The following is a 21,045-nucleotide window of genomic DNA, read 5'->3' on the forward strand; positions in this document are numbered from 1 at the left end:
CGGGTAAATCTAACGGCAAACTCTATTGGTGTTTTACCGCTCATTTTAATTATAATTTAATGCTAACAAGGTGACCTCATGTCTGACAAAAACCCGCGTTACTCTCGTATCTTGCTGAAACTCTCTGGTGAAGCCTTAGCCGGTGGTAAAGAGATGGGGATTGATACCGAAGTGCTCGATAAGATGAGCTTGTCTATCGCCCACTTGCGCGGACTTGGGGTACAAGTCGGTATCGTCGTTGGCGGTGGGAACTTATACCGCGGCGCCCAGCTACAAAAAGAAGGCTTGGTCGGCCGCGTCACTGGTGACCAAATGGGCATGCTTGCCACTGTCATGAATGGTTTGGCGATGCGCGATGCCCTTGAGCGTCGTAATATTAAAACGCGTTTGATGTCAGCATTGCCAATCGGCGAAGTCACTGAAAGCTATAGTAGTCGTAACGCTATTCGTTATCTCAAAAACGGCGAAGTCTGTATCTTTGTTGCTGGTACTGGCAATCCTTTCTTTACCACTGATACTGCCGCTTGCTTACGTGGTATTGAAATCGAGGCGGGCTTAATTCTAAAAGCGACCAAGGTTGATGGCGTTTACGATAAAGACCCAAGCTTACATGCTGATGCCAAAAAATATGATGGCTTAACCTTTGATGAAGTGCTCGAGCAAAAACTTGGTGTAATGGATTTAACAGCAATCGCTTTATGCCGTGAGCACAACGTACCACTACAAGTGTTTGATATGACCAAGCCTAACGCATTATTAAACGTTATTATGGGCGAAAATGAAGGCACGCGCGTTTATCATTAAGCTTAAGCGTAGGTTTTATCATTGATATGAGCATGAAATCACTGATGTGGTCAGCAGCAATCTTTGAATAAGATTTATACCTAACAGCTTTATACCTAACAGCAATGAATGATTTATCGATAGCGATAAATAAGGATACATAATGATTAATGAGATTAAGAAAGACGGCGAAGCACGTATGGCAAAGACGCTAGAGGCGCTTGAAAGCACCTTTAGTAAAGTACGTACTGGTCGAGCCCATCCAGGTATGCTATCTGGTGTGATGGTTAGCTACTACGGCGCAGATACGCCATTGAATCAAGTGGCAAGCGTTAATGTCGAAGATTCACGCACGCTATTGGTACAGCCATTTGAGCGTACTATGGTACAAGCGATTGATAAAGCCATTCGCGAAGCAGACTTGGGCTTAAACCCGATGACAGCTGACGTGATTCGTGTGCCGATGCCAGCGTTGACCGAAGACACGCGCCGCGATATGCAAAAGCTTGCTCGTAGCGAAGCTGAAAACAGCCGCGTTTCTATCCGTAATATCCGCCGTGATATGATGAATGATATTAAAGAGTTGGCAAAAGAGAAAGAAATCTCAGAAGATGACGAGCGCCGCGCCAGTGATGATATTCAAAAAATCACTGACAAGTATATTGAAACGATTGACAGCCGTCTAAGCAAAAAAGAAAGCGACTTGATGGAAGTGTAGGAAAGAAGCGTTGTCTTTTTATTTAGTTAGTTAGTTAGTTAAAGACAATGCACTTTCGTCAAAGATAATTCGTTGTCCATATTCTTTCTCTAAAAAAACAGCCAATATTGAATAATGATTGGCTGTTTATTGCCGTATCAGAATGATTGTCGTATAAGAAATTAAGCTTTTATTTTGCCATAAGTTCTATATCCAAGCCTTTTCGTCGTTTTTTAATACACTTAGGTTTTTTAGTAGATGTAAGGCAAATAGGCAATAATTTTTTGCAAGACTGTCATTCAGTTCGATTACCATTACTTTATCCAAACCACAAGCAAGTTAGCCTATGTCTACTCCAGATGCTTTATCTCCCGCTCTTCTTCCGCGTCATATCGCTGTCATCATGGATGGCAATAATCGTTACGGTAAAATCAATCATTTAGGCAAAGGTCAGGGGCATATCGCTGGTAAAGATGCGCTAGATCCTATTGTCGAATACTGTGTCAGTACTGGCATTGAAGTACTAACTGTATTTGCTTTTTCTAGTGAAAATTGGCAACGTCCACCGAGTGAGGTGGCATTGTTGATGCAACTGTTGAGCCTAACCATCAATGAGCAAATGCCACGTATGCTTAAATATCGCATTCGCCTGCGCTTTATTGGTGATCGCAGTCAGCTTAGTGAAGATTTGCAAGTATTGATGGCAGATGCTGAGGCAAAAACGGCTGATTTTACAGCCATGACTTTAGTCATCGCTATTAGTTATGGCGGTCAGTGGGATATTGCTCATGCCGCCAAACAGTTGGCACAGCAAGTAGAGGCAGGCAAGCTGCGCGCGGAAGATATTAATAAAGAGATGCTCGGCGAATATGTACAATTAGCCGATGCGCCAGCGGTCGATATGTTGATACGGACGGGCGGTGAATATCGTCTGTCGAACTTCCTATTATGGCAATCTGCCTATGCTGAATTGTTCTTTACCCAAACATTGTGGCCAGATTTTAAAGTAGCAGAGCTGGCTGCAATGATAGCCGAATTCGCCCAACGTCAACGCCGCTTTGGTAAAACGAGCGAACAAGTGGTGACAGAACAGCAGACGCGCTAACATAATTGAAATTCATAACTGATGCTCATAATTAAAGCTTATAATCGTTTTAAAAATGGCTTATTAAAGTATGCTAGACGTTTGAATTACACTTGTTTGGTCAATGATAAGCTGCTTTAATGAGCGTTAATCATAATTGATGGACTATTATGGTTCACTGTTATAGTTCATAATTATGATGCATTTTGACCAAACATTCTTCGTTATATAAGGCTCGATAAGTATGTGGCAACGAATTAAGACGGCAATTGTTCTCGTTATTATCGTTGGTATTGCAATGTTTGCGAGCCAAACTCCTATTTTATTTGCGCCACTTTTGGCGATTGGCGTCATTATCGCCGCCCACGAGTGGACGAAGCTGATGCCAAAATGGCAGCAGCCTGCGTTATTTGTGCTCTTAGTGTTGGCACTGACCATCGTCTCGCTGATGTTTAAAGTCACGTGGCTGTTTTGGTGGGTGGCGTCATTGGTTATCTGGCTGATGGCGCTGTCTTGGGTGCGGGTATTTCCCACTCATACCAACTGGTACGGTAAAAAATTGGCATTGATGGGTGCAGTAATATTGACCGCCGCCATTACCGCTATGTTTTACTTATGGCAGCTGTCAGCATGGTGGCTGTTATATGTATTCTTGCTAGTCTGGTGTGCCGATAGTGGCGCTTACTTTGTTGGGCGTAAGTTCGGTCGCCGCAAGATGGCACCAAATGTTTCCCCCAATAAAAGTATGGAAGGACTGGCAGGCGGTTTAGTCACAGGCTTGCTTGTGGTCATTGTCATTAGTGTCTTTAAACTACAATTGACTGGCGTACCATTAGTCGCTTTTGTAGCCTTGTCGGCACTGACAATTTTAGCGTCCGTATTGGGCGATTTGTTTGAGTCTATGCTCAAACGCCGTGCTGATGTTAAAGATTCTGGAACGATTTTACCGGGGCATGGCGGCGTTCTTGACCGCATTGATTCGTTATTGTCTGCCACACCGATATTTGCACTGGGCTTTTGGGCGCTACAGCAGCTTGGTCTAATTGTCGTATAACAATAAGTAGTCCAAAAGTAAAAAGCTATCAGGCTAAAAGTATAAAAAGAGGTAGGGCTTACATATTTGGTAGCGACTAGGCTGCCTCGTATTAGGTTCTATACCTTATATTTATTGTCTTTATTTCTCATTTAATTTCACCGTATTATAGGCACCGATGGTTATGACCCAACGCATCGCCGTACTAGGCGCGACAGGCTCGATTGGCGATAGCACGTTAGCAATTTTAGCGGCGCAACCACAGAACTATGAAGTTTATGCCTTATCAGGCTATCACCGTTTAGATAAGCTATTTGCTCTCTGTCAGCAGTTTTTACCCAAACGCGTCAGTGTGCCGACAGCAGCGGTCGATGATTTCGCTCAGCGTCTTAGCGCAGCAGGACTTGATATCGATGTGGTCGGCGGTGAAGTAGGGCTGGTCGATATTGCAACCGATACGCAAACTGATACCGTTGTTGCGGCTATCGTAGGCGCAGCCGGACTGCCTTCTACCTTAGCTGCTGCACGCGCAGGTAAGCGCATCTTATTGGCCAATAAAGAAGCATTGGTCATGGCCGGGAAAGTCATGATTAATGCGGTTAAAACGCATCATGCGACCTTGTTGCCTTTAGATTCAGAACACAACGCCATTTTTCAGTGTTTGCCATTAGCAATTCAGCAAGACAATACCCAAGTCCATCAGCCAAATCATGGGGTGCGTAAATTATGGTTAACGGCATCTGGCGGACCATTTCTGCAACAGTCTTTTGAGCAGATGCAGCAAGCTAGTGTTGCTGAAGCGGTGAAACATCCGAATTGGTCGATGGGGCAAAAAATATCGGTCGACTCGGCTACGATGATGAATAAAGGGCTTGAGCTGATTGAAGCTTGCCATTTATTTGATCTGCCAGAAAATAAGATAAATGTGGTCATTCATCCACAAAGTATTATTCACTCAATGGTAGAATATAGCGATGGCAGCTTTTTAGCGCAGCTAGGCAGTCCTGATATGAAGACGCCAATCGCCCACGCGCTCAGTTATCCTGACCGTATCGATAGCGGCTCGCAGCCATTAGATTTATTTGCCTTAAGTGGTTTAGAGTTTATTGAGCCTGATTTGCAAAAATTTGCCTGTTTGCGTTTGGCAAGGCAGGCGATGCAAGCGGGTACACAGGCCACGATTGTGCTAAATGCTGCCAATGAAATTGCGGTAGCGGCATTTTTAAACGGGCAAATTCGCCTCACCGATATTGCGGATATTAATGCGCAAGCATTAGATGAGATACAAGTATCAGTATTAGATGAGACTGCCGATATTGAAGATATTTTAGTTATCGATAAAATAGCGCGTCAACATACTGAGACGCTGGTGGCGAAGTTGGCCTAAACCTATAAAATTTAGCTATTTGATAAGTTCTATTAAAAAATGATATCGACAGATGATGCTAAACAGTACGCCAAGAAATGATAGTGATAAACGATGTTAAAAGACAATACTACGAGCTAATACTAAGAGCTAATACTGAGAAAAGATCATGACGTTTTTATTAACGCTGCTTGCGGCAATATTTGTCTTAGGTCCGCTCATCGCCTTACATGAGTGGGGTCATTACATCGTGGCGCGTCTTTGCGGCGTTAAAGTGCTGACATATTCTATCGGCTTTGGCCCAAAACTCTTTGGTTGGACCAGCAAAAAGAGCGGCATTGATTATCGCATCTCGGCATTGCCACTTGGTGGTTATGTCAAAATGCTCGATGAGCGTGAAGGCGAGGTGGCAGCCGATGAGCAGCATCTAGCCTTTAATCGTCAATATCCGCTGAAGAAAATTGCGATTGTTGCCGCGGGTCCTATCATGAACTTTGTCATCGCTATTGCGCTATTTTGGGTGTTGTTTATGACCCCATCAGAGCAATTAGCGACAAAGATAGGGCAAGTATTACCCGACACGCCAGCAGCGATGGCACAGTTACCCGTTGGTGATAAAATCGTTGCAATCGATGGTCATGAGGTGCAAACGTGGGAAGGTATTAACTATCGTTTGGCGGGGCGTATGGGTGAAACGGATAATGTCAGCATCACCTTACAATCTGATGCAGAAGGTAATAACGCAACCAAAATTTATCAAGCACCGATTAAAGAATTTATGCAAGGCGATGCGCAAGGCAAAGATGCGTTATCAAGCTTTGGTATGATACCGTGGCAACCAAACATCGCACCAATCGTTGGCGATTTAACGCCCGATGGCGCTGCCAGTCGCCAAGGCTTAAAGGTTGGTGACCGCATTACTGCCATTAACGGTGAAGAGATTGGTGATTGGATCAGTGCCACGCGTATCATTCGTGATAGCCCTGAGACTTTGCTGAGTTTCACCGTGCTGCGTGACGGCAAGTCGGTACAGTTATCCATTATGCCGCAAGGTAAAAAAGACAATTTAGGTAACGATTACGGGCAAATTGGTGCTATGGTGGCACAGTCTGAAATCGTGATTCCTGATGCCTATAAGACCACCGTCGTTTACGGTCCTGGCGAGTCACTAGTTAAGTCATTTGAGAAGACGGAGCAGTTGGCAGTCATGACGGTGAGCTCAATGGGCAAGATGCTGTCTGGCATGATAGGTTTAGAGAATTTATCAGGTCCCATTACCATTGCAAAAGTTGCCAAACAAAGCTTTGATATTAGCTGGCAGATGGTATTATCTACAGCAGCTTTGATCAGTTTAAGCCTTGCCGTATTGAATCTTTTACCCATTCCAGTATTAGATGGTGGACATATTGTCTATTACGTTATTGAGCTGATACGCGGTAAACCACTCTCTGAAGGCGTGCAAATGGTTGGACTTAATATCGGTTTACTCTTGCTGGCAGGTTTCATGGTGTTAGCAATTGGTAATGATATCAGTCGGCTATTTTGACAAAGGATGCTGTCGCTTGGCAAGTAAGCCGCGATAGGCTAATGGTTGCGCCCTTATCAAGCATTGATGATTGAAGCGATACGGTGTTTATTTCATAATGTCGCCACTGTACTAATTTTATTTTTTAGTTTATTTTATGATGCGTTTTATATAAAGTGTCCTGAGTCTCCCACGCTGAAGTTTACGACTTTATGCGAAATGGGCTAGACAACACGTGCTTTTTACCTTAACTTAAGCAAGTTTTTTATTGACGGATAGTGTTTATGCGTACGCCTTTATTTATGAGCGCGGCTGGGTTGCCGTTAGTTGTAGCGATGATGAGTATGCCCGTTCAGGCTGCAGAATTTGTAGTGACTGACATTGGTTTCAATGGTCTACAACGCCTAACTCCTGATAGTCTCTATCCAGTTTTACCTATTACGGTGGGTGATACGGTTAATGATAGTAATTTGGCTGCCAGTATTAAGGCGCTATATGCGACTGAAAATTTCGCCGATATTCAAAGCCGTGTCGAAGGTGGCAAGCTGCGCTTTGATGTCGTCGAGCGTCCTATCATCGCTGAAGTCAACTTTGAAGGCAATAAACTCATCCCAAAAGAAGGGCTTGAACAAGGGCTTGGTAATGCAGGCTTGTCTGTCGGTGATGTGCTGAAACAAGCCACGTTGCAAGGCGTTGCCAACGAGCTACAGCAGCAATATATCAGTCAAGGTTATTACAATAGCAATATTGAAGTTGATCAAACGTTATTAGATGGCAATCGCGTAAAACTGGACGTGCGCTTTGTTGAAGGCAAGCCTGCTAAAGTCGTCGATATCAATATTATTGGTAATAAACACTTTAGTGATGAGCAGATAAAAGACGTTTTTGCGGTAAAAGAGTCGTCATGGACGCGTCTGTTGTCTAAGTCTGATCGCTATGCCAAAGAAAAACTGGCGGCCAGTTTAGAGAATCTAAAAGCCCTTTATCAAAATGATGGTTATGTGCGCTTTTCAGTAGACAATGCCGTACTTAACATTAGCGAAGATAAAAGTAGTGTGTTTATCGAAGTCAGCTTAAGTGAAGGCGAGCAATATCAGTTTGGTGACGTGAACTTCTTAGGTAAGCCAACCTTTGAAAATAATGAGCTAAAAGAGCTGGTTACTTTTGCACCCAATGAAAAATACTCACAAGCTAAGCTGGATGCTACAACGGCCGCACTTAAGAGTCGTTATGGTAATGAAGGTTATTATTTAGCCCAAATCAGACCGGTCCCGCGTATCAATGATGAAACTAAAGTAGTCGATGTCGATTACTATATTGATCCTGCGCGTCCTATTTATGTTCGCCGTATCAACTTCACGGGTAACTTAAAAACCCAAGATGAAGTGCTGCGCCGTGAAATGCGTCAGTTAGAAGGCGCACTTGCCTCTAGTGATAAGATTCAACTGTCACGTACACGCTTGATGCGTACCGGTTTCTTTAAAGGCGTCAATGTCGATGTCAAGCCCGTACCTAATCAGCCAGACCAAGTCGATGTGAATTATACGGTTGAAGAGCAGCCTTCTGGTAGCTCCACTATTGCTGCGGGTTACTCGCAAAGTGGTGGTGTGACGTTCCAGTTAGACTTGACCCAAAACAACTTTATGGGGACTGGTAACCGTGTGAAAGCGGCGCTATCACGTTCTGAGACGCGTGATTCTTATAGCTTGGGTTATACCGATCCTTACTTTACAGAAAACGGCGTGTCGCAAGGTATCAGCGCTTATTATCGTGAAACCAAGTACGATGACAGAAACGTCAGTAACTATGTCACCGATGCTTATGGTGCCACCCTGAACTATAGTTATCCTGTTGATGAAACCAAACGCGTGAGTGCGGGCTTGAACGTTGATAAAACTACTGTACGTGGTGGTAACCGTCTTGGCGTCTCAAACGTGCAGCAAATTATTGACGATGGCGGTACGTTTGAGCCCTTCAGCGGAGACTATGAAGGTCGTACTGGTTTTAAAAACGATTATCAAAGCTATAATTTACTATTTGGCTGGGATTACAGCACGCTAGATCGTCCTGTATTTCCAAATAAAGGCATGAGCCATACGGTCGATGCGACCATTGGTCTTGGTGATGCCAGTTATCAGAAACTGGTCTATCGCGGCAATATTTATCAACCTATCTATAAAGATTGGGTGGCGCGCGGTTATACCAAACTTGGTTATGGTAATGATTTGCCGTTTTATGAAAACTTCTATGCCGGTGGTTATGGTTCAGTACGTGGTTATGAAGCCTCAACGCTTGGGCCTAAATCGCAAAGCTACTATGATGCGGTTAGTAAAGAGCCAGGCTCATTGAAACCAGAAGAGATTGGTGGTAATGCGTTGGTTAGCTTTGGTACAGAACTGATTTTACCAATGCCATTTAAAGGTGATTGGGCAGATCAGGTACGTCCGGTACTGTTTGCTGAAGGCGGTCAAGTATTTGATACGACAGATAAAGAAGACCGCACCTTTATCGATCCGGCTACTGGAAAAGATACCGGTGTACCATTATTAACCCAAGATAATAAGATGCGTTTTAGTGCTGGTTTAGGTGTCACTTGGTATACGCCAATTGGTCCGATTTCTCTCAGTTATGCGGTGCCGATCGGTGACAAAGAAGGCGATGAAACTGAAAAAGTTCAGTTCCAAATCGGTAACACTTTTTAGTCCAAAGAATCTATGTAAAATCATTTAATTGTTTTAGTTTATGCAGCTAAATAAATTAATTAATAGACAATTAAACTTTAGCAGGTCGCCAAGATGATATCTCAACTTGGCGACCATCTTATTCATACCCATACTAACAACCACTATACTAATAACAATTATGATAACGATTGAGCAACTCATCACTCGGATTGAGCAGCGTCAACCTGTTCTTAACAAGGGCGAACTTAGCGCTGCACAATTATGTCTAAATTTAGACGGTGTTGGTAATTTAACGACCGCCAATCCGCAGCAATTAAGTTTCTTAGCCAATCCGCATTACCTTCCTAGCTTAGCAAACAGTCAGGCAGGGGCAGTGCTGACCACGGCAGAACATCATGATAAAGTTGCCAAAACTGCCGTTGCATTAGTCGTTGCTGCGCCTTATTTGGCTTATGCTAGCGCCAGTCAACTTTTTGCTCATCAGCCATCGAAAAGCGGTATTCATCCTAGCGCCATAATCGCTGAAAGCGCAGTGATTGGTAATGGAGTGACTATTGGGCCTTTTTGTGTCATTGGCGAACGGGTGCAAATTGGTGACTGTAGTGCGCTTGAGGCAAATGTGGTTATCGAAGCAAATACCACGATTGGCAGCGATTGTGTGCTCAAATCGCAAGTGGTCATCGGACACGATTGTGTACTTGGTAATCATGTAAGATTGCACGCTGGGGTTAGCGTAGGGGCTGAAGGTTTCGGCTTTGCCCCTACGAGCAACCCTAGTACTACTGGTTGGGAGCGTATTGCTCAGCTAGGACGTGTGGTGATTGGCAATCATGTACGGATTGGGAGCCAAACCTGTATCGATCGCGGCGCTATTGATGATACGGTAATTGGCAATCATGTTATTATTGACAACCTGGTACAAGTCGCCCATAACGTGCGTATCGGTGATGGTACTGCCATCGCGGCGCAAACTGGTATCGCAGGTAGTACGACGATTGGCAAGCGCTGCATTATAGGGGGCGCTGTTGGCATTACTGGTCACATTGACATTACTGATGATGTGACATTATCTGGCATGACCATGGTGACAAAATCCATCACAAAGGCGGGCTCATACTCTTCTGGAACAGCCGCCATGCCGACTGCCAATTGGCGGCGCGCAGCGGTACGTTTTCGCCAGCTTGGTCGTGAATAATCCAGCATGACCGGTACAGCATGACTAGCACAGCGTAATTAATACCTGACAATGAATGCTTAATTAACACGACAATCAATTATTTATAAAGTTTAAAAACACAGCAACGCTTAAAGACAAAGTAAAGCTTAGCATATAGCAAGGAAGCCCCATTATGAGCATAACTGATATTGATAGACCTACTGATGAAGACATCAAAAGTTTGGCGGAACAAGGTTTAACATTACCCTTAACCTACCATACCCTAAAGCATTATCTGCCGCATCGTTATCCATTTATGCTGGTCGATAGAGTAATATCTTGTACCCCTGGTGAATGTATTACCGGTATCAAAAATGTGACCATTAACGAAGAGTTTTTTAATGGGCATTTTCCTGATGAGCCGATTATGCCAGGTGTCTTGATGGTTGAGTCGATGGCGCAGGTATCCGGTGTTCTTGGTTTTATCAGCGCCGGTTTGACGGCAGAAGACGGTTATCTGTATCTGTTTGCCGGGGTGGATAAAGTGCGTTTTAAGCGCCGTGTTATCCCTGGTGACCAGCTGATTATCCGTGCCAAAACCGTGATGCAAAAGCAGGGTATTTATAAGTTTGATTGTACCGTCCACGTCGAAGATGAGCTTGCTGCTAGCGCTCAGATTATGATTGCACGTCAGGAACAATAAAGTATTTCTATAGACGTTGCACAGCGGGTCGGTGAGATTGTTTAGACCTGCTGGCTGCCGCGAATAGTAAAGATTAGCGTTATATTTATATTTTAGACAGAATGATAGTTTTAGACACAGTGTTTTTTAAACAGAGCTGGTATTAGGGTGATTATTAACGCTAAACTGTCTGTATTTGTTTTACCATTTACTCGCATCAGATGATACAAAGGCCCTCATTATGAGTCAGATCCATCCAACAGCACTCATCTCACCGTCCGCTAAGATTGATGAAACTGCCACCATTGGTCCTTATTGTATTGTCGGTGATGAAGTTTCCATTGGCGCCCATACGGTTTTACACCGTCATGTGGTCGTGGCACGACTGACGCGTATCGGTGCGTACAATCAGTTTTATCAGTTTGCCAGCATCGGTGAAGACCCACAAGATTTGAAATACGCTGGTGAGCGTACGTGGCTTGAGATTGGCGATCATAATACCATTCGTGAAGCCTGTAGCTTACACCGTGGTACTGAGCAAGACGGCGGCCTAACTAAGATTGGCAATCATAATCTTTTGATGGTCAATACTCATATTGCCCATGATTGCCTAATTGGCGATCATAATGTGTTGGCCAATAACGTTGGCATTGCAGGCCATGTGACCATTGGTAATCATACGATTATCGGTGGTAATTCCGGTATTCATCAGTTTTGTACCGTTGATGATTACAGTTTAGTCGGGGGCGCAAGTCTTATTCTAAAGGACGTGGCTGCTTTTACCATGGTATCTGGCAATCCTGCGAAAGCACATGGTCTAAATGTCGAAGGTATGCGCCGTAAAGACTGGTCTAAAGAGACGATTGATGTCTTGCGTCAAGCGTACCGTACTGTTTATCGTTCAGGCTTAACGACGGCTCAAGCGCTAGAGATTTTGAAAGAAGAGCTGTTACCACAAGAACCAAAAATTGCATTGCTAATCGATTCGCTGCAAAAAAGTCGCCGCGGCGTTGTGCGTTAATATCATTTAACTAAATATATAAGCAGTAGATAGAAGCAATAGCTAAAACCAATATCAAGCAGCCATATATAAAACATATATAAGAAATGCTGCAACTGACGTCTTACATATAAACCTAGAACCGGTAAACTCTTGTAAGTTGTTCCTAAAAATATAAAAAGCCATAACTATTAGTTATGGCTTTTTATATTTATCGCTACTTGACTTTTTTGGTTGCTTAGCAGAAACTGAGCGTTTACGATATTGTAAACAATTCTTTCATAATGTTGCTAGACGTGTCACATTGACCCGTTAATTAAATTACCGCATAAAATAGTGGGTGATTTATAATAATCAAGGAAGATTATAAGTAGCATTAATTGAGGCATGAGGAAGGCAAAATGGCTATTAATAAACAAGAACATGCTCAGTGGAGCTCAAGTTTTGGCTTCGTACTGGCAGCAGTAGGATCGGCAGTTGGTTTAGGAAATATCTGGAAGTTTCCCTATATGGTTGGGGAGAGCGGTGGTTCAGCTTTTGTTATCGCCTATTTATTTTGTCTTGCCCTTATTGGTTTTCCAATTTTGGTTGCAGAATGGTTGATTGGTCGCCGCGGGCAAAAAAACCCTATCAATACGTTTTCTGATGTCGCGGCAAGCGAAGGCAAATCGCGCAGTTGGGGTATTGTCGGTGCGACCGGTATCTTAGGTGGCTTTTTAATCCTATCGTTTTATAGTGTCATCGGTGGTTGGGCGCTTAATTATATTACCAAAGTTGGTTCAGGAAGCTTTGCGGGTCAAGATAGTGACTCTGTCGCTGCAACCTTTGATGCGATGTTGGCGTCAGCGGGCACCCTAACTATCTGGCATACGGTTTTCATGGTCATTACCGCCTTGATTGTTGGCGTGGGTGTGACGAAGGGTATTGAAAACACCGCTAAAGTTCTCATGCCATTATTGGGTGTGATTTTATTCGTTATCGTTGGTTATAACGTCATGAACGGCGGTTTTGGCGAAGCGGTTAACTATCTGTTTGCTCCAGACCTTAGTAAGTTAAATGCCGACGTCATGCTAGCGGCACTCGGACATGCTTTCTTTACGCTGTCTATCGGTATGGGTATTATGGTAGCTTATGGCTCTTATCTGGGTCGTGATGTCAATCTATTAAGCACCGCGCGTACGGTGGTAATTTTAGATACCGTGATTGCCTTGGCTGCTGGTTTGGCCATTTTCCCAATCATCTTTAACAATGGTCTTGATCCTGCTTCAGGCCCTGGTCTTATCTTTGTCAGTCTGCCAATCGCGTTTGGTAGCATGGGTGCTGGTGCTGTCATTGGTACATTGTTCTTCTTATTGATTACCTTTGCCGCCGTAACGTCATCAATCTCGTTACTTGAGCCAACGGTTGAGCTTTTAGAAGAGCGTACGCCAATGAGCCGTACGGTATCGACCATCGTGGCCAGTATTGCGGTTTGGTTACTAGGTATCGCAGCCTTGTTGTCATTCAACTTATGGGCTGACTTTACCATTATGGGTAATGGTATTTTTGATGTGCTAGACAAACTGACCAGTAAATTCATGTTGCCTTTGACCGGTCTTGCGGCGATTATCTTTGTCGGTTGGCAAATGGATCAGCGCAGCATCCAGCAAGAGCTTGGATTGTCGAATTTCACTTGGCAGTTATGGCAAATCGTTGCTAAATTCATTGCACCTATCGCGGTAATCATTGTTTTTGTGACCACTTTAATGAGCTAATGGATAGACTTTCTCTTACTTATTAATAGTATTAGTATTCTAAGTAATAAAAATTCCAGCTAAACAAAAAGGGCTTAAGATTAATCTTAAGCCCTTTTTGTATGTTAACTAATCTAATCAATAGCCGTTAAGTGTCTCGAATAGTCCTAACAACGCCTAACGTAAATTAAGTTCAGGAACCGTCTGTCCGCGTTTACTATAAAATTCATTCACGAATTCATCAAAGGCATCTTGTTCAATCGCGTCTCTGATACCTTGCATCAAACGTTGGTAGTAACGTAAGTTATGAATGGTCGCTAATTGCGCACCTAGCATCTCTTTACATTTATTAAGATGAGATAAGTAAGCACGGCTAAAGTTTTGGCAAGTATAGCAATCGCATTCAGGGTCTAATGGACCTTCGTCCGTGCGATATTGGCTGTTGCGTATACGTACCACGCCTGCGTTTTCAGCGTCGCCTGCGACAAAGTAATGACCATTACGCGCGTTACGGGTCGGCATGACGCAATCGAACATATCGACGCCGCGGCGTACGCCTTCAACGAGGTCTTCAGGCTTACCAACACCCATCAAATAGCGCGGCTTGTCAGCTGGCATATCATCTGCAATATAGTCTAAAACGTCTATCATCTCTTCTTTTGGCTCGCCAACAGACAAACCACCGATGGCATAACCATCAAAGCCAATCTCAAGCAGACCTTCAAGAGATTGCTTACGTAAATCGGCATACATACTGCCTTGGATAATGCCAAATAACGCATTGGTATTGCCAAGTTTATTATGCTCATCAACGCAGCGCTGTCCCCAGCGTAGTGATAACTCTAGAGATTTTTTGGCTTCATCATGAGTAGCAGGATAGGGCGTACACTCATCGAACTGCATGACGATGTCTGAGTTCAAGCTATATTGAATCTGCATCGATTTTTCTGGCGATAAAAATACTTTTGCGCCATCAATAGGCGATTTAAAGTTAACGCCTTCTTCGGTAATTTTACGCATCGCACCCAGACTGAATACTTGGAATCCGCCTGAATCAGTAAGGATAGGTTTATCCCAATGCATAAATTTATGCAGACCACCAAATTTATCAATGATATCCGTACCGGGGCGCAGCCATAAATGAAAAGTATTGCCCAAGATAATATCAGCGCCAATCGCTTCGATATCACGAGGTAACATACCTTTAACGGTACCGTAAGTACCTACAGGCATAAAGGCCGGCGTTTGTACATCGCCATGATTGAGATGAACCGTACCACGGCGCGCACGCGTGATGCCGCTGGCCGTTTTATGTAAGACAAATTGCATAAGTTAACCGCTATTTAAGCTAAGAAAATAGCGCCAATTATAGCATTGTTAGGCATTTTTTTGGACATCGATATTTAAGGTAGCGTCAATTTGAATAGATAGCAAAAGAAGCTATAAAATAGCCTAAGCATATTTAAAGTTAATTTAAAAGATCAATCTTTTTTATTGCCACGCTATAACCAAAAGACACAGACAGTTCTGCCAAGATATTGCTACAGTAAATAAAGAGCTGCTGCAAATTAAGTAGTATTGAAGCCTATTTTTGCACGGCGGAGAAATAGTATGAGCAAAGCAACCTACCTATCGTCGAAACATTCGCTTTTAAATGGAACGCTATTAAGTGGCGTGTTATTAACCAGTACATTATTGTTACCAGGAGCAGCTATGGCAACCGAAGAGCCAAAGTATACGATTTTGTCGCAAACAGATGAGTTTGAATTGCGTCGTTACGGTGAGCAGTTGGCAGCACAGACTTGGGTATCTGGTGACCAAAATGAGGCCAGTCGTAAAGGGTTTAAGATATTAGCGGACTATATCTTTGGTAATAATACGGCATCAAACGGGGAGAGTCGTAAAATCAGTATGACAGCGCCCGTCGCCATGAAGTTTGAAGAAAAGCAATCTGACACTAAGAAAAATGGCGCGTCGCAAAAAATTGCGATGACCGCACCTGTGTCTATTAAACAAGAGCACCAGCAACAGACTGATGATAAATGGCGCGTACAATTTACCATGCCAAGCCAATACACTATGCAAACGCTACCCAAACCTAACAATCCAAATATCGAGATTGTAGAAGTGCCAGCGCAAACTTATGGCGTTATTAAGTTTTCAGGATTGGCTGGTGCTGAAAAGGTTGCTGCTAAAACTGAAGAGTTGCAATCTTGGATGCAGGCGCAAAAATTAACCATAACAGGTACACCTGAATTGGCACGTTACAATCCACCTTGGACACTACCGTTTCTGCGTCGCAACGAAGTGATGATTGCTTATCAGTCCAAATGACCCATTAATAACAAAAATGACTCAAAAAAAAGACAGCAAGCGCTGTCTTTTTCTATTTAAGCTTAAGCCGATTAATTTAGCTGTTTTGCTCGCGGATGATATTTAGCATACGGCGTAATGGCTCAGCTGCGCCCCATAACAACTGGTCGCCGACAGTGAACGCGCCTAGATATTCAGGACCCATATTAAGCTTACGCAGGCGTCCTAGGGCGACCGTCAAAGTACCGGTCACTGCTACAGGTGTCAAACGGTTGATAGTCGCTTCTTTATCGTCTTCGACCACGTCTAACCACTGATTACCGCTGTTTTTCAATGCCGCTTCGATTTCTTCTAGCGGGATGTCTTTTTTAAGTTTAATCGTTAAACCTTGAGCATGACAGCGCATGGCACCCACGCGGACACACATACCGTCGATAGCAATCTTATCTGCTTCAGAATTACCAAGGATTTTATTGGTTTCAACACCGCCTTTCCATTCTTCACGTGACTGTTTGTTTTCTAACTGCGCGTCGATATAAGGGATCAAGCTACCTGCTAGTGGTACGCCAAAGTATTGCTTTGGAAAGTTATCTGAGCGCTGAGTTTGGGCGATTTTTTTATCAATCTCAAGGATGGCGCTGGCAGGATTGGCAAGCTCATCTTTAACGGCATCATGGAGTACGCCCATACCTTCGATAAGCTCGCGCATGTTGTTGGCACCAGAGCCACTTGCTGCTTGATAGGTCATGGCGCTGACCCATTCGACCCAGCCTTTATTAAATAACTCACCAATCGCCATGAGCATCAGTGATACGGTGCAGTTACCACCAATAAAGTCTTTTTTACCATTTGCCAGCGCACTATCAATGACACTGCGGTTGACGGGGTCAAGAATAATGATGCTGTCGTCTTCCATGCGTAAGGTGCTTGCCGCATCAATCCAGTAGCCAGTCCAGCCGCTATCGCGGAGTGGTTGATGTACTTTTGAGGTGTAGTCGCCACCTTGGCAGGTAATAATCACATCACAAGCAGCAAGTGCTGCAATATCATGAGCATCTTTTAGTTGGCTGGTCTTGATACCATCAAAGCTTGGTGCGTCGCCGCCGGCGTTACTGGTTGAAAAAAAAACCGGTGTCATACCGTCAAAGTCTTTTTCTTCACGCATACGTTGTATCAATACTGACCCGACCATACCGCGCCAGCCTACCAAGCCTACTGTTAAATTACTCATGAAACTTAATCCTTTTTACAATAAATTGTTGCATCGCCAACCAATAACAATGCCGTGAATAGCCCCAAAAAGCAAGGTTTTTTAGAGAATTTCCAGTGTTTTATAAACACTAGATATAATGTTCACTATCACGCTGAGTGATAATTATAAATATAATTTCAATAAAGCTTGCAGCTTATTATGCAGCGAACTATTTATGACAGTTATTGTTTAGCAAAGTGGCAGTTTATCAAGCGCTTTAGATTGTAACTTTTTATAGTGGCTATAGCGTAATTTATGTTCAATAGTAGGCGTTGCGGTCATGAAATGCTAAAGTAAGCAGCGGCTATTAATGTTGATATTAAAAGTTTAAATATCGACAATTTGGATAGCAAAGACATTAAATAAGTTTAATATCAGTTAGTAAAGGTAATTAATCAATATCATCATTGGCTTCACCATTCATTTAAGAAACGGTCGATACACATTATGGATTTCTCCCTATTATATTATGGCGCACAGTGGTTAGCGGGGCTAATCGCATTTGTTACCATTTGGGGCTGGCTACCACTTGATAATTGGTGGGTGCGCGGCGTTGAGTTCCCACGTATCCAAATTATGATATTGGGCATCATTGCATGGGTCGGTATGCTGGCATTTGGCTCGGAATGGCAGCTTGGGCAGTGGCTGCTATTTATCGTTTTGAGCATCACTTTGGCCTTTCAGCTGCGTATGGTATTGCCCTATACCAAACTGTGGAAAAAAGAAGTAAAAAATGCCAAGGATAAGCCGGAAGTTCAGGAGTGTCAGTTAAAAATCATGGTCTCAAATGTGTTGACCCCTAATGATGAGACCCAAAAACTGGTTGATTTGGTCAAAGACAAACAGCCTGATATCTTAATAACTTTAGAAACCGATGAGAAATGGGAAACAGCCCTCAATCAAATTGAAGCAGATTATCCTTATACGGTAAAAGTACCGTTAGACAATCTGTATGGGATACACCTGTATTCCAAGCTTGAGCTGATAAATCCTGAAGTTAAATATTTGATGATAGACGACATACCTTCTATTCATACGCAGATGCGCTTGCAAGGCGGACAAATCATTTGGCTTTACTGCTTGCACCCGATGCCACCAAGCCCGACAGAAGCGGATAAATCTACGACTCGCGATGCTGAGCTACTGATGGTTGGAAAACATATTAAAGAGAATAACCAGACCGCTATCTTGGCGGGTGATTTAAATGATGTTGCTTGGTCAAAAACCACCCGTCGTTTTCAGCGTATCTCGGGTTTGTTAGATCCACGTATCGGGCGCCATTTTATCAATACCTTTCATGTTAAGTACCCATTTTTACGCTGGGCATTAGATCATATTTTCCACAGTGCGTGCTTTACCGTGGTCGATATCAAGCGCATGCCGTCTATCGGCTCTGATCATTTTCCGGTGATGACCACGCTACAATATGAGCCAGAGCAGGCGAGTAAACAACAAAGCAATGCGCCTACCGAAAAAGCAGAAGATGTCAAAGAGGCAAAAAATACCATCGAAGCAGGCAAGAAAGAGGGCTGTAAAGTATCAAAAGAGCACGCAGAAGCAGAAGAGAAGAGCGATTGCTAAGATGGTTCAAGTACTTTTATAAAGGGCTCGCATTAAACAATTGCGACGTAAGCAAATGCTTACGCTAAATAAGGTCATTAGCCTCTATGCGTTCTTAACCAATTGGCCTAGAATACAACCATCAACACAAGGATACGCAAGGATGTAGTGTTGAGGTAGTACTAATAAAAGCACAGGTCAGCCCGCTGTCTTATAGAGTACTGTTTGTGACTTAGGATGAGTCAACACGGAAGAGATAATAACAATAATATGAAACGCCATAGCCCTGAACCCATCGCCCTAGGTTCGGGGCTTTTCTTTGTGTGCGATTTTTTATCATTATTTGAAAATATTATAGCGCGCTACTGGTGTAAATTTTCCTTCCTTGCTTTTTATGCCTATACCTATACAGAGGCTGCGTAAAATTTATACTCGTAGTATGGTGTTTATTTTATAGTGCATTAAATATGGAATAAAAAAGTAAGTATATTTGAGTTAACACTATTTCTTATTCGATAAAAAAGGGCATATGCATTGGCATATACCCTTTTTTTATAAAGCACTTTAACTCATACTTGATTAAGTTAATCCTAACTAACCAAGTACCTGAATGTAAGCGCCGGCACGTAACTCTTGTAGCCAGTCTTCTTTGGCTTGTGGGGCAAGACGCTGATATAGCGCTTGGCGTGCCATATTACGACGATACTCATCGCTGACATCTTGTTGACGCTTACCTTCGACTTTTAAGATATGCCAGCCAAATTGCGTTTTGAATGGTGCAGAATAATCGCCGACCGCAGTATTTTTCATCATCGCTTCAAACGGACCAATCATTTGCTCTTCACCAACCCAATCCAAATCGCCACCGCGTCCTGCTGAGCCGGGATCATCTGAATAAGTCGAGGCTAGGCTAGCAAAGTCAGCGCCATTACGTAATTGAGCATAGAGATCATTGATTTTTTGTTCAGCAAGGGCATCCGTTTGCAGCTCATCGACTTTGACTAAGATATGGCGCGTATTCCATTGCGGTACTAGCATGGTATCACTGGATTTTTTATCAGCCAGTTTAATGATATCAATGCCTTCAGGCGTGATTAAAGGCGCACTCACAGCACCGACCTCAAGTTTGGTGATTTCGCTTGCCAGTTCAGTCGGTAAGGCTGCCGCTTTATGAAAGCCCATATCGCCACCCTGCAACTGAATAGGATAGCTGCCTTGGCTTGCTGCGATAGCTTCCGTCACATCAGCATTTGGTGCTTGCAGGCGTGTACGTAGACGCTGCGCGACTTTTAATGCCTCATTACGTTGAGCTTCTGACAAGCGGCTATAGTCATCCATATATGGGATACGCACGTGGACAGTTTGATATTCGCTTTGACTTAAACGCTTGGCTTCAGGAGATGCCAAAAATGCATCGATATCTTGTTCACTGATACGTACACGGCTAGAGATTTGGCGTTGTTGCAAGGCTTGGATAGCGGCATCTTCAATCAATTGCGCGCGTAAGGTGGCATAGCTGCCCGGTTTTGCAGCGTCTAAACGTTGCTGCAGCGCACCAATGCTATTAAGTCCTTCCGCTTGGGCGATTTGAGCCAAGCGTTGATTGATGGCGGCTTCATCAGGATTTAAGCCAACACGTTTGACCAAAGACAGCTGTAATTCGCGCAAGATAAGAGCGTTTAACACTTCAGACTGTAGCTGTGCTGAATTGGCAATCGGTTCACCAGCCGCTTGAGCACGTGCTTGGGTTTGCGCGATAGCAGCGATTAAATCACTTTTTAAAATAGCATTTTCATTAATCAATGCAATGATGCCGTCTGTACTATTGGCAGGCGTCAAACGGTTCACGCTATTTTGTCCAGCTGCGGCATTTGCTTGAGCTGCTTGGGAGGCTTGTGCTTTTGCAGGCTTCACGGTTGCTGCTTGTGCGCTAAAACTTAGGGCAATAGCGCCAGTCATAGTCATAGAAAGCAATACAGCTCGGCTAGTTTGACCTAAAGAAAAAAATCTCATGATGCTCCTCATCAATGTCATTGCATCGGATGGTAATCGGTTAAGCCTATTGACGATACTTTGAATATTCAAGTAGCGGCTAAGGTTGTCTATAATAAATAGGGTAAAAACAATGTTGTAGACTGTTATATCACAAATAACAGTCTATAAATAATGCCATCAAT

The 21,045-nt window shown here is 43.5% G+C and carries 16 protein-coding genes; 13 read left to right on the top strand and 3 right to left on the bottom strand.

The window, feature by feature from the left end; genetic code table 11:
- The first annotated feature begins 78 nt into the window (after positions 1-78).
- The 11 genes from pyrH (at position 79) to B3Q63_RS05995 (ending at position 13,764) form a co-directional block, all read left to right on the top strand.
- Positions 79-804, top strand: a complete 726-nt coding sequence (pyrH, locus tag B3Q63_RS05945) for a UMP kinase (protein WP_149489717.1) — start codon at positions 79-81, stop codon at positions 802-804.
- Positions 805-946: 142 nt separating this feature from the next.
- Positions 947-1,501 carry a ribosome recycling factor gene (frr, locus tag B3Q63_RS05950; protein WP_201565416.1) on the top strand — a complete coding sequence of 185 codons (555 nt, stop codon included), beginning with the start codon at positions 947-949 and terminating at the stop codon, positions 1,499-1,501.
- A 325-nt stretch (positions 1,502-1,826) separates the two neighbouring features.
- Positions 1,827-2,585: a polyprenyl diphosphate synthase gene (gene uppS / locus B3Q63_RS05955; RefSeq protein ID WP_296174847.1), complete on the top strand. Its 759-nt coding sequence runs from the start codon at positions 1,827-1,829 to the stop codon at positions 2,583-2,585.
- Between the two features lie 223 nt (positions 2,586-2,808).
- On the top strand, positions 2,809-3,618 hold the full coding sequence (locus tag B3Q63_RS05960; RefSeq protein WP_296174848.1) for a phosphatidate cytidylyltransferase: 810 nt from the start codon (positions 2,809-2,811) through the stop codon (positions 3,616-3,618).
- A gap of 157 nt (positions 3,619-3,775) precedes the next feature.
- Positions 3,776-4,984, top strand: a complete 1,209-nt coding sequence (ispC, locus tag B3Q63_RS05965; protein WP_296174850.1) for a 1-deoxy-D-xylulose-5-phosphate reductoisomerase — start codon at positions 3,776-3,778, stop codon at positions 4,982-4,984.
- A gap of 148 nt (positions 4,985-5,132) precedes the next feature.
- A complete protein-coding gene (rseP, locus tag B3Q63_RS05970; protein ID WP_296174853.1) occupies positions 5,133-6,509 on the top strand; it encodes an RIP metalloprotease RseP in 1,377 nt (458 codons plus the stop codon).
- A gap of 263 nt (positions 6,510-6,772) precedes the next feature.
- On the top strand, positions 6,773-9,190 hold the full coding sequence (gene bamA, locus B3Q63_RS05975) for an outer membrane protein assembly factor BamA (protein WP_296174855.1): 2,418 nt from the start codon (positions 6,773-6,775) through the stop codon (positions 9,188-9,190).
- Positions 9,191-9,350: 160 nt separating this feature from the next.
- On the top strand, positions 9,351-10,367 hold the full coding sequence (gene lpxD, locus B3Q63_RS05980; RefSeq protein WP_296174857.1) for a UDP-3-O-(3-hydroxymyristoyl)glucosamine N-acyltransferase: 1,017 nt from the start codon (positions 9,351-9,353) through the stop codon (positions 10,365-10,367).
- Positions 10,368-10,521: 154 nt separating this feature from the next.
- Positions 10,522-11,031: a 3-hydroxyacyl-ACP dehydratase FabZ gene (gene fabZ / locus B3Q63_RS05985; protein WP_227670482.1), complete on the top strand. Its 510-nt coding sequence runs from the start codon at positions 10,522-10,524 to the stop codon at positions 11,029-11,031.
- Between the two features lie 220 nt (positions 11,032-11,251).
- Positions 11,252-12,031, top strand: a complete 780-nt coding sequence (gene lpxA, locus B3Q63_RS05990; protein ID WP_201565387.1) for an acyl-ACP--UDP-N-acetylglucosamine O-acyltransferase — start codon at positions 11,252-11,254, stop codon at positions 12,029-12,031.
- A 380-nt stretch (positions 12,032-12,411) separates the two neighbouring features.
- Positions 12,412-13,764 carry a sodium-dependent transporter gene (locus B3Q63_RS05995; protein WP_201628053.1) on the top strand — a complete coding sequence of 451 codons (1,353 nt, stop codon included), beginning with the start codon at positions 12,412-12,414 and terminating at the stop codon, positions 13,762-13,764.
- Positions 13,765-13,920: 156 nt separating this feature from the next.
- Here the strand turns inward: B3Q63_RS05995 and tgt are convergent, their stop codons facing one another.
- A complete protein-coding gene (gene tgt, locus B3Q63_RS06000) occupies positions 13,921-15,072 on the bottom strand; it encodes a tRNA guanosine(34) transglycosylase Tgt (RefSeq protein WP_296174863.1) in 1,152 nt (383 codons plus the stop codon).
- Between the two features lie 282 nt (positions 15,073-15,354).
- Between tgt and B3Q63_RS06005 the strand changes: the two genes are divergently transcribed.
- Positions 15,355-16,077 carry an SOUL family heme-binding protein gene (locus B3Q63_RS06005; RefSeq protein ID WP_296174865.1) on the top strand — a complete coding sequence of 241 codons (723 nt, stop codon included), beginning with the start codon at positions 15,355-15,357 and terminating at the stop codon, positions 16,075-16,077.
- Positions 16,078-16,153: 76 nt separating this feature from the next.
- On the opposite strand, the gene asd is transcribed toward B3Q63_RS06005, so the two are convergent.
- On the bottom strand, positions 16,154-17,287 hold the full coding sequence (asd, locus tag B3Q63_RS06010; RefSeq protein ID WP_201625924.1) for an aspartate-semialdehyde dehydrogenase: 1,134 nt from the start codon (positions 17,285-17,287) through the stop codon (positions 16,154-16,156).
- A gap of 468 nt (positions 17,288-17,755) precedes the next feature.
- Between asd and B3Q63_RS06015 the strand changes: the two genes are divergently transcribed.
- On the top strand, positions 17,756-18,889 hold the full coding sequence (locus B3Q63_RS06015; protein WP_296174868.1) for an endonuclease/exonuclease/phosphatase family protein: 1,134 nt from the start codon (positions 17,756-17,758) through the stop codon (positions 18,887-18,889).
- A gap of 573 nt (positions 18,890-19,462) precedes the next feature.
- On the opposite strand, the gene B3Q63_RS06020 is transcribed toward B3Q63_RS06015, so the two are convergent.
- A complete protein-coding gene (locus tag B3Q63_RS06020; protein WP_296174870.1) occupies positions 19,463-20,881 on the bottom strand; it encodes a peptidylprolyl isomerase in 1,419 nt (472 codons plus the stop codon).
- Between the last annotated feature and the right edge of the window lie 164 nt (positions 20,882-21,045).

The organism is Psychrobacter sp. UBA2769 (assembly GCF_002352555.1).
Lineage (GTDB): Bacteria > Pseudomonadota > Gammaproteobacteria > Pseudomonadales > Moraxellaceae > Psychrobacter > Psychrobacter maritimus.

Excerpts from the sequence above, each read along its gene's own strand:
- pyrH (WP_149489717.1), top strand. The coding sequence starts at position 79 with ATGTCTGACAAAAACCCGCGTTACTCTCGTATCTTGCTGAAACTCTCT.
- frr (WP_201565416.1), top strand. The coding sequence starts at position 947 with ATGATTAATGAGATTAAGAAAGACGGCGAAGCACGTATGGCAAAGACG.
- uppS (WP_296174847.1), top strand. The coding sequence starts at position 1,827 with ATGTCTACTCCAGATGCTTTATCTCCCGCTCTTCTTCCGCGTCATATC.
- B3Q63_RS05960 (WP_296174848.1), top strand. The coding sequence starts at position 2,809 with ATGTGGCAACGAATTAAGACGGCAATTGTTCTCGTTATTATCGTTGGT.
- ispC (WP_296174850.1), top strand. The coding sequence starts at position 3,776 with ATGGTTATGACCCAACGCATCGCCGTACTAGGCGCGACAGGCTCGATT.
- rseP (WP_296174853.1), top strand. The coding sequence starts at position 5,133 with ATGACGTTTTTATTAACGCTGCTTGCGGCAATATTTGTCTTAGGTCCG.
- bamA (WP_296174855.1), top strand. The coding sequence starts at position 6,773 with ATGCGTACGCCTTTATTTATGAGCGCGGCTGGGTTGCCGTTAGTTGTA.
- lpxD (WP_296174857.1), top strand. The coding sequence starts at position 9,351 with ATGATAACGATTGAGCAACTCATCACTCGGATTGAGCAGCGTCAACCT.
- fabZ (WP_227670482.1), top strand. The coding sequence starts at position 10,522 with ATGAGCATAACTGATATTGATAGACCTACTGATGAAGACATCAAAAGT.
- lpxA (WP_201565387.1), top strand. The coding sequence starts at position 11,252 with ATGAGTCAGATCCATCCAACAGCACTCATCTCACCGTCCGCTAAGATT.
- B3Q63_RS05995 (WP_201628053.1), top strand. The coding sequence starts at position 12,412 with ATGGCTATTAATAAACAAGAACATGCTCAGTGGAGCTCAAGTTTTGGC.
- tgt (WP_296174863.1), bottom strand. The coding sequence starts at position 15,072 with ATGCAATTTGTCTTACATAAAACGGCCAGCGGCATCACGCGTGCGCGC.
- B3Q63_RS06005 (WP_296174865.1), top strand. The coding sequence starts at position 15,355 with ATGAGCAAAGCAACCTACCTATCGTCGAAACATTCGCTTTTAAATGGA.
- asd (WP_201625924.1), bottom strand. The coding sequence starts at position 17,287 with ATGAGTAATTTAACAGTAGGCTTGGTAGGCTGGCGCGGTATGGTCGGG.
- B3Q63_RS06015 (WP_296174868.1), top strand. The coding sequence starts at position 17,756 with ATGGATTTCTCCCTATTATATTATGGCGCACAGTGGTTAGCGGGGCTA.
- B3Q63_RS06020 (WP_296174870.1), bottom strand. The coding sequence starts at position 20,881 with ATGAGATTTTTTTCTTTAGGTCAAACTAGCCGAGCTGTATTGCTTTCT.